We start from the raw sequence: 12,492 nt of genomic DNA, 5'->3' as shown, positions 1-12,492 counted from the left end.
GACTGGGCCTTCCGGGTCGAGGCCTCTCCCTCAGGCCCGCGTGGGCTCCGGGAAGACATCCTTGGCCGCGAACACGGGCCCGTCCACGCAAACCCGTTTCATCGCGACCCCGTCCGGGGTGCGAACCGGCACCGTGCAGCCGGCGCAGCCGCCCACCGCACAGGCCATAAATTCCTCCAGCGAGACCTGGCAGGGCAGATCGAACTCGGCCGCCAGTTCGGCACAGGCCTCAAGCATTGGGTGGGGGCCGCAGGCGAAGATCTCCACCTGATCCCGTTCGCCTGGGCTGAGCCCGGCGAGCCAGGCGCGTCCCAGGTCGGTGACGAAGCCGTCAAAGGCGCCTGGAAGCCCGGCCTTCGAGGTCAGGCGGCAGGCCACACCCCAGTCTTCCAGCAGCGGCAGGGTCGCGATCGCCCCGTCTGGCAGGCCCGGCCAGAGGATCTCCGACGGGCGTGCATGGAAGGGAAACGGGACCTCGGAGCCCAGCACGGCGTGGGTCTGTCCGGCCTTGCCCTGCAGATGCAGCTGGTGCGCGAGAAAGATCATCGGCGGTATGCCCACCCCGCCACCCAGCAGCAGGCGCTTCGGCCGCTCCGGATTGAGGCTAAAGGGCTGGCCGATCGGCCCCAGCACGCTGAGGGTGTCGCCCTTGGTCTGCTGCGACAGGGCGCGGGTGCCGTCGCCGACCACCTTGTACAGGAACTCCACCCAGCCGGCTTCGCGGTCCACGCGCTGGATGGACAGCGGGCGGCGCATCAGCAGGCGCGGGGCACACTGGAGGTGAGCGAATTGCCCGGGTTGCGCGGCCCGTGCGCATTCGGGTGCGGCAATCCGCAGGATCCACTGGTCGGCCCCGGCATCATGGTGATCCAGGATGCGGCCTTCCTCCTGGAAGATGGTGCCGCGGTGCGGCCGGTCACTGGCGGGGGTCGGGCTCATACGGTGTCCTCGGCGGGGCGGGTCCAGACCGGTCGCCCGGCTACCCAGGTCTCGCGGGTCTGACCGGCGAAGGTCCAGTTGAAGAAGGGCGTATTGCGGCCGGCGCTGAGCCAGTCTTCGCTGCGGACTTCGTGCATCGCGGCCGGGTCCCAGAGCACGAAATCGGCACGTGCACCGGGCGTCAGTCGGCCCTGGGCAAAGTCGAGGATTTCGGCCGGGCCGGTGGTCACCCGGGCCAGGGCCTCGTGCAGACTCAGGAGGCCGTCTTCGACCAGGCGTAGCGTCAACGGCAGCAGGGTTTCCAGGGACGAGATGCCGGGCTCGGTGCTGGCGAACGGCCCCAGCTTGCTGTCCGGTTCGTGCGGTTGGTGGTCGGAACAGATGGCACTGATCTCGCCGCGTGCGACGGCCGCGCGCAGGCCATCGCGGTCCCGCTGTCCGCGCAGCGGCGGGATCACGTGGCAATTCGGGTCGAACTCCGCTACGTCGACCTCGGTCAGGAACAGCTGGTGGGCGGCCACGTCCGCGCTTATTGGCAGGCCTTCGGCACGTGCCTTGGCGATCATCTCCGCCCCGCGGCGGGTCGACAGCCGGGCCACGTGGACGCGGGCGCCGGTTTGTTCGACCAGGGCCAGGATGGCGCCCAGTGCCGCGGTCTCGGCCGCTTCGGGGATACCTGCAAGGCCCAGACGGGTGGAAACCGCTCCCTCGTGCATGCAGCCGGACCCGGTGAGCGCCGGGTCCTGGGCCGAGAGCACGATGGTCAGGCCGAAGGTGGTGGCGTATTCCAGCGCTCGGCGGAGCACCAGCAGACTGGCCAGCGGCTTGCTCGCATTGCTCACGCCGCGTGCGCCGGCCTGCATCAGGGCAGCCATCTCGGCGAGTTGCTGGCCCTCCAGCTGATGGGTCAGGGCGCCCAGCACGTAGACCCGCACACCGCAGGCCTGGTGGGCGCGGCGGTTGATCAGTTCGATCTCGGCCGGGGAGTCGACCGGCGGCTCGGTATCCGGTGGGACGACCAGGCTGGTAATGCCGCCGCGGGCCGCCGCCAGGGTCTCGCTGGCAATGGTGGCCTTGTGTTCCTGGCCCGGTTCGCGCAGGCGTGCCGCGAGGTCGATCAGACCGGGGAAGGCCCACAACCCGCTGCCATCGATGCGGCGGCGAGGTTCGAAACCCTCCGGCGCCTGGCCGCGGGCAAGGATCTCGCTGCCCTGCACGACTAGCTCACCGATTGCATCAAAACCGTCGACCGGGTCGAGGATACGCACGTTCTCGATGAGCACGCTCATGCCTGATGTGCCCCCATCACCATGGACATGACCGCCATGCGCACCGAGATGCCGTAGGTGACCTGTTCGAGGATCACCGAGTGCGGGCCGTCCGCGACCGCCGATTCGATCTCCACCCCGCGGTTGGCAGGGCCGGGGTGCATGACCAGGCAAGTGGGGTGTGCCAACTGAAGGCGCCGGGCGGTCAGGCCGAACAACTGGTAGTACTCGTGCTCGGATGGCAGGTGGGCGTGCTCCATGCGCTCGCGCTGCAGGCGCAGCATGATGATCACGTCGACGTCCTTCAGCCCTTCGTCGAGGTCGTTGTAGACCTGCACGCCGAGCTGGTCGACATCCGCCGGCAGTAGCGAACACGGCGCGACCACGCGCACTTCGCCCGTCTGCAGGATGTTCAGGGCATGGATCTGCGAGCGCGCCACGCGCGAGTGCAGGATGTCGCCGACGATCGCGACCTTCAGCTTGGTGAAGTCGCCCTTGTGGCGGCGGATGGTGAACATGTCCAGGAGCGCCTGGGTCGGGTGCGCATGGCGGCCGTCACCGGCGTTCAGCACGCTGATACCCGGCATGACATGGCGGGCGATGAAATGTGCGGCCCCGCTCTCCTCGTGGCGCACCACGAACATGTCGACGTTCATTGCCTCGATGTTGCGCAGGGTGTCCAACAGGCTCTCACCCTTAACCGCCGACGAGGTGCTGATATTGACGTTGAGGACGTCCGCGGACAGGCGTTTGGCGGCCAGTTCGAAGGTGGTGCGCGTGCGCGTGCTGGCCTCGAAGAACAGGTTGACGATGGTCTTGCCGCGCAGGAGCGGGACCTTCTTCACCGCCTTTTCGTTCATGTTGGCGAACGATTCGGCGGTATCCAGGATCTCGGTCATCAGTTCCCGGTTCAGGCCCTCGATGGTTAGCATGTGGCGCAACTGGCCGTCCTCGGTCAGCTGCAGTCGGTTCGGCAGGGGCCCCGGCAGCGGGAGCCGCGCGTGCGGGCGGGCGATCAGGGTATCGGTCATCCTTGAGTGTCCGGCCGGTCAGGCGTCCAGGTCCTCGGGGTCGATGGCGACCCGTTCCAGGCGCAGGGGCTCGGGACCCCGCAGTTTGATCTGTTCGGCCTCTCCCAGCTCCATGTGGGCACCCGCAATCGCCGCCTCGATGGGCAGTTCGCGGCCGTCGCGCTCGACCAGTACGGCGAGCGCGACCGAGGCCGGGCGGCCATAGTCGAACAGCTCGTTCAGGGCGGCCCGAATGGTGCGGCCGGTATACAGCACATCGTCCACCAGCAGGACATGCTCCCCGTCCAGGTCCTCCGGCAGCTCCGAGGGGCGCACCTGCGGGTGCATGCCGATGCGCGAGAAGTCGTCGCGGTAGAAGCTGATATCCAGCCGACCCAGTGGCCGTTCGATCCCCAGACGTTCGCGCAGGTGTTCCGCGATCCATACGCCACCGGAGTGGATGCCGACCACGATGGGGTTGTCGATTCCGCGGGCCTTCAGGTAGTGGCGGGCCTGTTCGGCCATGTCGTCGAGCAGGGTGGGGACGTCCGGGGTCATGATTCGTTCTCCTGAAACCAGCCTTCGAGAATGACCGCGGCTGCATGGGCGTCCAGCCCCGGGTCGTTGCGTCCCGGCCGGCGGCGTTCGCGGGCCAGGTGGGATGTCAGGTGCTCGTCGCACCAGTATACCGGTTGCTGGTAGCGCTCTTCGAGCGTGCGGGCGAAGGCGCGTATGCGCTTGGCCAGCGGGGTTGGTTTGCCGTCCGCCTGCGTGGGCCAGCCGACCACGAACCCTTCCGGGTCCCAATCCGCCACCAGGGCGTCCAGGGTTGACCAAAGATTGGGGGCATCGGTGGGCATGGTTCGCAGGCCGCGCGCGGAACCGGTGAGTTCCTCGCCCACCGCAACCCCGATGCGCCGCCGGCCGTAGTCGAACGCCAGCAGGCCCATCGTCAGGCGTGGCCGGACGCCGAGCTGATCAGATTGACGTCGATGCCGATCAGCTCCGCGGCGGCCTGCCAGCGTTCGGCACTGGGCCGGTCGAACAGGATATCGGCATCGGCTCGGGTGGTTAACCAGGCATTGTCGGCCAGTTCGCTCTCCAGCTGACCCGGGCCCCAGCCGGCATGGCCGAGAGCGATCAGGACGCGCCGGGGCCCCTTGCCGGCGTTGATCGCCTCCAGGATGTCGCGGGAGGTGGTCAGTACGATGGAATCCGTGATGGGCTGGCTGCCGCGCCAGGTCTGTTCCGCGGAGTGCAACACGAAGCCGTGTTCGGGTTGCACGGGGCCACCGCGGTAGACGGGAATCTCGGGCAGGTCCTCGCCGGGTTCCAGCTCCACGTGTTCCAGTAGCTCGCGTAGCGAGAACTCGGTGGGCTGGTTGATCACCAGCCCCAGCGCGCCCTCTTCGTCGTGATCGCAGATATAGGTGACCGCATGGCTGAAGTAGCCATCGTTCAGGCTCGGCATGGCGATCAGGAAGTGATCGCGCAGGTTGTCGGGCTCGTGGCGAGGGGTCGTTTGCGTCATATTGTCAGTATCGATGCTGACCTGGCGTGCCGCAAGGACGCTTGGAGCGGGTCTGCCTTGCGTTGAGACCCCAGGGCCGAGCTGGATTAACGGACCTGTTCCATCTGATCGCGGCGGAAGGCCCAGGTTCGAGTAATGACCAGCTCATCGTATTCCTCGCGCATTGCCTCAGTGAACGGGGCGTACGGTGCGGCCAGTTCCACGATACGGATGGCAGCCTGATCCAGCACCGGCTCGCCGGAGCTGCGGGCGATCTCGATATTGATCAGCTCGCCCTCCGGGTTCAGGCGCACCGAGAGCACCAGGGTGCCCGACAGGCCGCGGCGGCGGGCCTCGTCCGGGTAGTTCAGGTTGCCGAGGCGTTCGACCTTGTTGATCCAGGCCTGCAGGTAGGCGGCCTCCGGTGCGCTGCGTGCCGCCAGGCTGTCCAGATAACGCGTGCGGTTCGCGCGAGTGGAGAAGGTCTGGCGTTCCTCGGCCGGCGCGGCGCGGGCACTCTCCAGGCCGCGATTCATCAGGGTCGCGGCGGAGGGCTGGTCCTCGGCATCGGGCGCTTCCAGAGGTTCGGGGTCGGCCACCTCGGGCGGTGGGGCCCGGTCGTCCTCGGCCTCGGCCGTCACCTGCTCCGGTTCTGGCTCGGGTTCCGGCAGCGCTGGGTCCATCACCAGTGGACCCGCTTCCGGGAGCGGGGCATCCAGGCCTTCTGGCTCGGGCTCGCCGACGCCAGCATCCTCGGCCTCGGGGGCCTGTGCCTCGCGGACTTCCTCGCCCTCGCCGCTGGCGGCCTGATCCTGGGTGGCGATGTGTTCCACCGCCTCTTCGGGTTCCGGGGGCGGGGCGTCGGGATCGGTAACCCAAGTAATATCCAGGGGTTCTCGGGTTGGGCTCTCGATCGGATCGACGGCAAATCCGATGCCCAGGATGATCAGGGCATGTGCGACGATCGCGAGGAAGATCATGGTCCCCAGGTGATCCTGTACGCGGGGGCTCTCCGGCGGGAATGCGCCTCCCGGTGACGGGTCGGGGGTGGTTTTCGCGGTCATGCCCGCTCCAGCCGACTCGCAAGGCGGGTCGGGCAGGTGCGGTTGTTGCTGGCGCTAGTGGCGGACATGGCGCTGGATTCGCGGGTCGGCGAGGACATGGGCGGTCAGTATACCGGTCAGGCTGCCGGTGATCAGGGCGGCAAGCAACAATGGTGGCAAGACGAACGGGAGGTTGGGGTGGGGGATGATGACCATCCAGGCCAGTAGGAACTGACCAGTGATATGGGCCATCGCGGCGGCGATCGCCAGACCGACCGGGCCCACGTGGCGTGGCGCAAGCGGACGCAATAACGCCAGGATGGCCAGGGTGGCCACGGCCCCGGCGATGGAAAGCCAGAAGGTCGGACTTAGCAACGTCCCCAGCAAAAGGCTGCTGCCCACCACCCGGATCAGCGTGACCGCGACGGCCGCGCGCCAGCCCAGGGTGAGCAGCGCGATCAGCGTGATGATGTTGGCCAGCCCCGGTTTGAGACCGGGAACCGGGCTGGGGATGGCGGCCTCAAGGATTTGAATCCCGATGGCGATGGCGGCCAACGCCGCGATGGCGCGGTCGTGCCGGGTGATGCCGGTGTGCGGGTCCGCGCTCATGGCTGGCGTGTTCATCCGCGCCTAGCTAGTAATGCATGCTGTCGAAGCCCGGCTCCGCACCCAGCACCTGCAAGGTCAGGCGGTTGGGCAGGCTGACGGCGACATCGCCATGGGCCTGCAGCCAGCCACTGGACTCGCAGATGTTCTGGCGTCCCGGAGAGTCGGCACAGCGCGCCCGGCCAGGTTCGATCTCGACGCGGGTGATCCCGGCGGGACCCTGGATCTCCAGAACCCGGGTGCGATCCAACGGCTCGTGCTGGGTGGCCGCTCCGGCCTGGCTGATGACGAGTAGGCGAGCATCCCCGGAGGGGCTGTAGGTCAGCGTGAAGGCCGCGACCACGACCGTGGTGGCCGCGGCCCCTATCAAGACGTCGCCCCAGCGCAGCAGGCCTTGTTTCACGGGAGTTCGCGCACCACGAACGGTTCGTGGTCTCGGCTGGGTTGGACGCGTTCGGCCAGCCCTGGCGTTGCCTCGATGCGATCGTCCAGCACCACAAGGGCGTGTTCGATCCCCATTTTCTGGGCGTACTCCAGCCAGGCATCGGGTCCGGCGATCATCAACGTGGTGGCGGCCGCGTCCGCCAGTGCCGGGTCGTGGTGGAGTACGGTGGCGCTTTCGATACCCTGGCTGGGACGACCGGTGCGCGGATCGATCACGTGGTGGATGCGCTCGCCCTCCCATTCGTAGCCGCGCTCGTAGTCACCGGAGGTGAACAGGGCTTCTCCGGCCTCCAGCTCGATACTGCCCAGAGTGCCGCCATGCGGGTGGCGGATGCCGACCCGCCACGGCCGGCCCTGTGGGCGTCCGAGCGTCATCAGGTCACCGCCGGCATTGAAGATCGCCGCCTCGACGCCGAGCTCTTCAAGCAGCTCCAGGACGCGCTCCACCGCGAGGCCCTTGGCCAATCCGCCAAAGTCGAGCTGCAGGTCCGGGTGGGTGCCGCGCAGGCGCACCCCGTTGCGCTCGATGTCCTTCATGCTGGGCGGATCGTCCAGTAGGCCGTCCAGGGTTTCCTGGTCCGGGGGCGGACCTTCGGGCTCGTCCTGGTGGAAACCCCAGGCGGCGATGAGTTTGCCCAGCGCGGGGTTGAACAGCCCGTCGCTCAAGGCCTCCATCTCGCGGCCGCGCTCGATCAGTGGCAGCACCGAGGGTGGGGCGCTGAATTCGCCCTGCAGGGCCAGCAGTTCGTTGGTGCGTCCGAGCGATCCAGGCTCCCAGGCGTGCCAGGATTGATGCAGCACCTCCAGTTCCTCCTGGACGGCCGCCTCGATGGCCTCGATGTCGTACTGGCCGGCCGGGTACAGGGTCAGGTCCACCAGGGTCCCGAAGGCGTAGAAGCCGAGCGCTTCGGTATCGGGTTCTTCGCGTCCGCAGGCGGTCAGCAGGAGGGCTGCGAAAAACAGCGTCAGGGTGCGGGTCATCAGGGGGTGCATGCCGGTCATCCTTCGCTCGGGCGGCAGAGGTAGTCGATGTACTGTCCGGCCAGGTCGTGGCCGCCCGCGGCGTCCAGTTCGCGCACACCGGTGGGACTGGTGACGTTGATCTCGGTGAGGTAGTCCCCGATCACGTCGATGCCGACGAAGTCCAGGCCCCGGGCCTTTAGCTCCGGGGCGATCTCGTGGCAGATCCAGCGGTCACGCTCGGTTAGCGGTCGGGCCTCGCCCCGGCCGCCGGCGGCAAGGTTGGCGCGGCTCTCGCCCTCCGCCGGGATGCGCGCCAACGCGTGGTCGTAGGGCTCCCCGCCGATCAGGATGATGCGCTTGTCGCCAGCGGTAAATTCCGGAAGGAAGCGTTGTGCGACCACACTGCGCTGGTCGAACTCGGTGATGGTCTCGAGGATCACCGAGGTGTTCGGGTCGCCCTGGCGCACGCGAAACACCGAGGCCCCGCCCATGCCGTCCAGGGGCTTGACCACGATATCGCCCTGGACCTCAAGGAAGGCGCGGATCCGGCTGCGGTCGCGGGTGATTAGCGTGGGCGGACAGCACTGCGGAAAGTGGGCGGTAAAGGCCTTCTCGTTCACGTCCCGCAGGGCCTGGGGGCGGTTCGACACCCGCACGCCGTCGCGCGCGGCGAGATCGAGGGCGTAGGTCGCGTAGACAAACTCGAGGTCGAACGGCGGGTCCTTGCGCATGAGCAGCAGATCGAAGCGGCTCGCCGGGCCGCTCTCGACGTCGCCCAGCGTAAAGAAATCGGAGCGCGTGTCGCGCACCGTGATCGGCCGGCTGCGGGCAGCGGCCCGACCCTCCTCGATCCACAGGTCAGCGGGTTCCAGATAATGCAGATGGTGGCCGCGGGCCTGGGCCGCAAGCATCATCGCGAAGCTGGTGTCCTTCCACGGTTTGATGGAGCCGATCGGGTCCATCAGTATGGCAATGTTCTTGGCCACGTTGCCTCGTTTGTGCGCAAAGTCTCGGGGGAGTATGCCATGCAGGTTGGGGGTGGCGCGGCCTCTCGCGGCGACGCGGCGGCTATGGCACTTGCGGCCCGCGCTGGGCAATATCACAGTGTGCTGTTTGTCACAGGGCCCCGGTTCCGCTAGATTCGGGGCGAAATGACCTCAGGGGGAGAAGGTGTCTAACGCGCTTGCCGAAGCGGACTCGGCCACCGAGTTTCAGGGGCTCAAGGTCATGGTGATCGATGACAGCAAGACCATTCGGCGCACGGCCGAATCCTTGCTGCAGAAGCACGGGGCCGAAGTCATCACTGCCGTGGACGGCTTCGAGGCGCTGTCCAAGGTGGCCCAGTCGCGCCCGAACATTATCTTCATCGACGTCATGATGCCGCGTCTGGATGGCTACCAGACCTGCGCCCTGATCAAGAACAACAAGCAGTTCCGCGCTACGCCGATCATCATGCTGTCGAGCAAGGACAGCGTGTTCGACAAGGCGAAAGGCCGCGTTGTGGGATCGGAGGATTACCTCACCAAGCCTTTCACCAGGGAAGACCTCCTGGGCGCCATGCGTCAATACGCCAGTCCGGCGGCATGACGCACCCCGTCACTATCAACAAGGAAAGACGAACTCCATGGCCCGCATTCTGATCGTTGACGACTCGCCGACCGAAATCCATGTCCTGCGCACAATGCTCGAGAAGCATGGCCATTCGGTGACGACCGCCGAGAGCGGTGAAGACGGAGTCGCCGCGGCCAAGTCACAGGTCCCGGACCTGATCCTCATGGATGTGGTCATGCCGGGTCTGAATGGTTTTCAGGCCACGCGTCAGTTGTCGCAGGCCGATGAGACCGCGCATGTCCCTGTGGTCGTGGTCAGCACTAAGGATCAGGCGACTGACCGCGTGTGGGCGATGCGTCAGGGCGCCCGCGACTACATCACCAAACCAGTTGTCGAAAAGAACCTGCTCGAAACCATCGGGAAGTATCTGTCGGCATGAAGACCGACCTGTCCTCGCCGTTTGCGCTGCTCGCGAACCTGGATCGCGAAGGGCGCCGCGTGAATCGCGAACTGCGGCGGGATATTGGTACGGGTTGGCGTGGGGTGCTTCTGCGCGTTGGGGAATTCCGTTTTCTGGTGGATATGGATTCCATCGCCGAGGTCACCGACCCGATGGCGCTGACCCGGGTCCCACTGGCGGATTCGGCAGTGCTGGGTGTTGGCAATCTGCGTGGGCTCGTTTTGCCGGTTTTCGATATGGGCAAACTGCTGCTGGACCGCCCGCTGCCGGATGACGCGACCGGACAGCGCGTGATAGTTGCGCCGCAGGGCCAGGGTATGGCCGGGTTGCTGGTCAGCCAGGTCGAGGGGATGCGCCGCTGCATTCCATCGCAGCGCCGTCTCGAGGTCTCGGTCCCGGAGGCGGCGCGGCCGTTTATTACCGGCGGGTTCGATCTGGGTCACCGGTTGCATCCGGTGCTGGATTTGGATCTGTTACTTAATGATAACAATCGCTTTTCTGGCCTGGGCTTGGCCGGGACATCCAATAGCGAACAGTCCTCAGTTGCCGTCGGATGACGGTGGTTGCGGGGCTGCGACAGGGGGTATGAACTGATGGGATCGAATCGTCGCGCACGCAATCTTTTCCTTGGGGGGCTGCTGGTGCTGGCTCTGATCGCGACGGGCGCAGCATTTACCTATCACGAGTACGAGCAGAGTCAGTACCGTGACCGCATCGCCCTGGCTAACGATCTGCGCCTGCTGTCGCAGCGGTTGGCGACCAGCTCCCTGGAGGCGGCCGCAGGCTCCGAGCAGGCCTTCACCGACCTGCGGACCCTGCGCGACGACTTCGAGACCCGCCTGGGGCGCATCCGAGAGGGTGGCGAGGGGCTGCAGCCGCTGCCCGAGGCCCTGCAAGACGATATCGCGGAAGTCGACCGTGAGTGGTCGGCTTACCGTGACGAGATCAACACGGTCATTCTGGGGCGCTCGGATATCCAGTTGATCACCGAGTTCTCCGACGCAGTGGCGGCCTTCTCCCCAGAACTGTCCCGTTTGTCCGACGACGTGGTGCGGCGCATGACCCAGATCGGCGAGCCGGCGGACCAGGTCTACGTGGCGGCGCGCCAGACGATGCTGATCCAGCGTATCGCCAACAGTCTGGGGCAAGTGCTTCAGGGCGGTGCCGAGGCGGCTACTGCGATCGAGCGCTTCGAGCGTGACGCGACGCTGTACGGACGTGTGTTGGACGGCCTTATTGAGGGGTTCGTCCCGCTGGGCATCGAGGCCATAGATGATGCCCAGGCGCGTGCGACGTTGCAGGAGATCGCCACGCTGTTCGTGGCCTTCAGTGAGGCCGTCGAAGGGGTGCTGGACACCTCCACTCAGGTGTTTGAAGTCAACGCAGCAGCCTCCAATGTCGAGGCCCGCAGCGGGGGCATGCTCGAGACGACCGGCGAGTTCGAGAACGCGATCGCCCGCGAGGCCGAGCAGGCCGGGGTTATTGCCGGGATCGGTTTCGCGCTGGGTGGCCTGGCGCTGTTGCTGCTGATCGCGATGGGGCTGTTCCTGTACCGCGATACCAAGCGCGAGCTGGCCGAGACCGAGGCGCAGAACGAACGCAACCAGCAGGCGATCCTGCGACTGCTCGACGAGATGATGAATCTCGCCGACGGTGACCTCACCGTGAACGCAACGGTGACCGAGGACTTCACCGGGGCCATCGCGGACTCGATGAACTACGCGATCGAGAACCTGCGTACCTTGGTTGCGACGATCAACACGGTGTCGGCCGACATCAGCGAGTCCTCGGCAACGACTCGTTCCCAGGTGCTCGGTCTGGCCGAGAAGTCCGAAGAGCAGGCGCGCGAGATCCAGCGCGCGGACGATGCGATCGACGAGGTGTCGCGCTCGGTCGACAAGGTGGCACAGGACGCCGAGCAGTCGGCCTCTGTGGCACGTAACTCGGTGGAGATCGCGTCCCGCGGGGCGGGCACCGTGCGCCGTTCCATCGAGGGTATGGACAGCATCCGCGAGCAGATCCAGGAGACTGCGAAGCGGATCAAGCGCCTGGGCGAATCCTCGCAGGAGATCGGCGACATCATCGGCCTGATCAATGACATTGCCGAACAGACCAACGTGCTCGCGCTGAATGCGGCGATCCAGGCGTCCGCCGCGGGCGAGGCCGGCCGCGGTTTCGCAGTGGTGGCGGACGAGGTCCAGCGCCTCGCGGAACGTTCCTCCGGCGCGACCCGTCAGGTCGAGGGTCTGGTCAAGGCCATCCAGGCGGATACTAGCGAGGCCGTCAGCTCCATGGAGCAAAGTACCGCGAACGTGGTCCAGGGGGCCGAGCTGGCCCAGGCCGCGGGCGAGGCGCTGTCCGAGATCGAACAGGTTTCCGCCGACCTTGCCGACCTGATCGACGGCATATCCTCCTCGGCGCGCAAGCAGTCCGAGATGGCGCAAGACGTGGCCTCCATCATGGCCCAGATCCGCGAGATCACCTCCGAGACCACACAGGGTACCCAGTCCACGGCGGCCGCGATCGGCGATCTGGCGCAGCTCTCGGCCCAGCTGCAGTCCTCGGTATCGGACTTCAAGCTGCCGGCTCCCGGTGGCCTTGTCGATGCCGCGGACGACGTTTCCGAAGCGGTGGACCCCGATCCCGACGCCGGCGCGGATCCTTCCGACGAACAGCGGGCCTGACGGCGGGCCGACCC

15 protein-coding genes are annotated in these 12,492 nt (G+C 66.7%); 4 read left to right on the top strand and 11 right to left on the bottom strand.

Annotation, left to right across the window (positions count from 1 at the left end):
* Positions 1-30: 30 nt before the first annotated feature.
* The 11 genes from D002_RS0112425 to gshB all read right to left on the bottom strand — a co-directional run bounded on the left by D002_RS0112425 (position 31) and on the right by gshB (position 8,769).
* Positions 31-939, bottom strand: a complete 909-nt coding sequence (locus D002_RS0112425; protein WP_018142253.1) for a dihydroorotate dehydrogenase electron transfer subunit — start codon at positions 937-939, stop codon at positions 31-33.
* Complete coding sequence (locus D002_RS0112420) at positions 936-2,228, bottom strand: dihydroorotase (protein WP_018142252.1); 1,293 nt, start codon at positions 2,226-2,228, stop codon at positions 936-938. The genes D002_RS0112425 and D002_RS0112420 overlap by 4 nt, the downstream gene beginning before the upstream one ends.
* A complete protein-coding gene (locus tag D002_RS0112415) occupies positions 2,225-3,238 on the bottom strand; it encodes an aspartate carbamoyltransferase catalytic subunit (RefSeq protein ID WP_018142251.1) in 1,014 nt (337 codons plus the stop codon). The genes D002_RS0112420 and D002_RS0112415 overlap by 4 nt, the downstream gene beginning before the upstream one ends.
* A gap of 18 nt (positions 3,239-3,256) precedes the next feature.
* The gene (gene pyrR / locus D002_RS0112410) at positions 3,257-3,775 is read right to left on the bottom strand and encodes a bifunctional pyr operon transcriptional regulator/uracil phosphoribosyltransferase PyrR (protein WP_018142250.1); all 519 of its coding nucleotides are present in this window, start codon (positions 3,773-3,775) and stop codon (positions 3,257-3,259) included.
* Positions 3,772-4,167, bottom strand: a complete 396-nt coding sequence (gene ruvX, locus D002_RS0112405) for a Holliday junction resolvase RuvX (protein WP_018142249.1) — start codon at positions 4,165-4,167, stop codon at positions 3,772-3,774. The genes pyrR and ruvX overlap by 4 nt, the downstream gene beginning before the upstream one ends.
* 2 nt (positions 4,168-4,169) lie before the next feature.
* Positions 4,170-4,748, bottom strand: coding sequence for a YqgE/AlgH family protein (locus tag D002_RS0112400; RefSeq protein WP_018142248.1), 579 nt, complete (start codon positions 4,746-4,748; stop codon positions 4,170-4,172).
* 86 nt (positions 4,749-4,834) lie between these two features.
* On the bottom strand, positions 4,835-5,791 hold the full coding sequence (locus tag D002_RS0112395; protein ID WP_018142247.1) for a TonB family protein: 957 nt from the start codon (positions 5,789-5,791) through the stop codon (positions 4,835-4,837).
* Between the two features lie 54 nt (positions 5,792-5,845).
* The gene (locus tag D002_RS0112390; RefSeq protein WP_018142246.1) at positions 5,846-6,379 is read right to left on the bottom strand and encodes a Gx transporter family protein; all 534 of its coding nucleotides are present in this window, start codon (positions 6,377-6,379) and stop codon (positions 5,846-5,848) included.
* Positions 6,380-6,404: 25 nt separating this feature from the next.
* A complete protein-coding gene (locus tag D002_RS0112385) occupies positions 6,405-6,779 on the bottom strand; it encodes a NusG domain II-containing protein (RefSeq protein WP_018142245.1) in 375 nt (124 codons plus the stop codon).
* Entirely contained in the window at positions 6,776-7,813 is a 1,038-nt protein-coding gene (locus tag D002_RS0112380) for an FAD:protein FMN transferase (RefSeq protein WP_018142244.1), read from the bottom strand. The genes D002_RS0112385 and D002_RS0112380 overlap by 4 nt, the downstream gene beginning before the upstream one ends.
* Positions 7,814-7,818: 5 nt before the next feature.
* On the bottom strand, positions 7,819-8,769 hold the full coding sequence (gshB, locus tag D002_RS0112375) for a glutathione synthase (RefSeq protein WP_018142243.1): 951 nt from the start codon (positions 8,767-8,769) through the stop codon (positions 7,819-7,821).
* Positions 8,770-8,953: 184 nt separating this feature from the next.
* On the opposite strand from gshB, the gene pilG reads away from it, so the two are divergent.
* From pilG to D002_RS0112355, 4 genes are read left to right on the top strand one after another with little or no spacing between them, the layout of a single operon-like run.
* A complete protein-coding gene (pilG, locus tag D002_RS0112370; protein WP_018142242.1) occupies positions 8,954-9,370 on the top strand; it encodes a twitching motility response regulator PilG in 417 nt (138 codons plus the stop codon).
* A gap of 37 nt (positions 9,371-9,407) precedes the next feature.
* The gene (locus D002_RS0112365) at positions 9,408-9,773 is read left to right on the top strand and encodes a PleD family two-component system response regulator (protein WP_018142241.1); all 366 of its coding nucleotides are present in this window, start codon (positions 9,408-9,410) and stop codon (positions 9,771-9,773) included.
* Complete coding sequence (locus tag D002_RS0112360) at positions 9,770-10,351, top strand: chemotaxis protein CheW (RefSeq protein WP_018142240.1); 582 nt, start codon at positions 9,770-9,772, stop codon at positions 10,349-10,351. The genes D002_RS0112365 and D002_RS0112360 overlap by 4 nt, the downstream gene beginning before the upstream one ends.
* Positions 10,352-10,387: 36 nt before the next feature.
* Positions 10,388-12,478 (top strand): methyl-accepting chemotaxis protein, encoded by a 2,091-nt coding sequence (locus tag D002_RS0112355; protein WP_018142239.1) that lies wholly within the window; start codon positions 10,388-10,390, stop codon positions 12,476-12,478.
* Positions 12,479-12,492: the final 14 nt, after the last annotated feature.

It is taken from the genome of Thioalkalivibrio sp. ALJ7, assembly GCF_000376865.1.
Classification (GTDB): Bacteria; Pseudomonadota; Gammaproteobacteria; order Ectothiorhodospirales; family Ectothiorhodospiraceae; genus Thioalkalivibrio.
This window is presented reverse-complemented; position numbering and strand designations above follow the sequence as displayed.

Excerpts from the sequence above, each read along its gene's own strand:
- D002_RS0112395 (WP_018142247.1), bottom strand. The coding sequence starts at position 5,791 with ATGACCGCGAAAACCACCCCCGACCCGTCACCGGGAGGCGCATTCCCG.
- D002_RS0112415 (WP_018142251.1), bottom strand. The coding sequence starts at position 3,238 with ATGACCGATACCCTGATCGCCCGCCCGCACGCGCGGCTCCCGCTGCCG.
- D002_RS0112425 (WP_018142253.1), bottom strand. The coding sequence starts at position 939 with ATGAGCCCGACCCCCGCCAGTGACCGGCCGCACCGCGGCACCATCTTC.
- D002_RS0112365 (WP_018142241.1), top strand. The coding sequence starts at position 9,408 with ATGGCCCGCATTCTGATCGTTGACGACTCGCCGACCGAAATCCATGTC.
- pyrR (WP_018142250.1), bottom strand. The coding sequence starts at position 3,775 with ATGACCCCGGACGTCCCCACCCTGCTCGACGACATGGCCGAACAGGCC.
- D002_RS0112420 (WP_018142252.1), bottom strand. The coding sequence starts at position 2,228 with ATGAGCGTGCTCATCGAGAACGTGCGTATCCTCGACCCGGTCGACGGT.
- D002_RS0112380 (WP_018142244.1), bottom strand. The coding sequence starts at position 7,813 with ATGCACCCCCTGATGACCCGCACCCTGACGCTGTTTTTCGCAGCCCTC.
- D002_RS0112400 (WP_018142248.1), bottom strand. The coding sequence starts at position 4,748 with ATGACGCAAACGACCCCTCGCCACGAGCCCGACAACCTGCGCGATCAC.
- D002_RS0112355 (WP_018142239.1), top strand. The coding sequence starts at position 10,388 with ATGGGATCGAATCGTCGCGCACGCAATCTTTTCCTTGGGGGGCTGCTG.
- D002_RS0112390 (WP_018142246.1), bottom strand. The coding sequence starts at position 6,379 with ATGAGCGCGGACCCGCACACCGGCATCACCCGGCACGACCGCGCCATC.
- D002_RS0112360 (WP_018142240.1), top strand. The coding sequence starts at position 9,770 with ATGAAGACCGACCTGTCCTCGCCGTTTGCGCTGCTCGCGAACCTGGAT.
- ruvX (WP_018142249.1), bottom strand. The coding sequence starts at position 4,167 with ATGGGCCTGCTGGCGTTCGACTACGGCCGGCGGCGCATCGGGGTTGCG.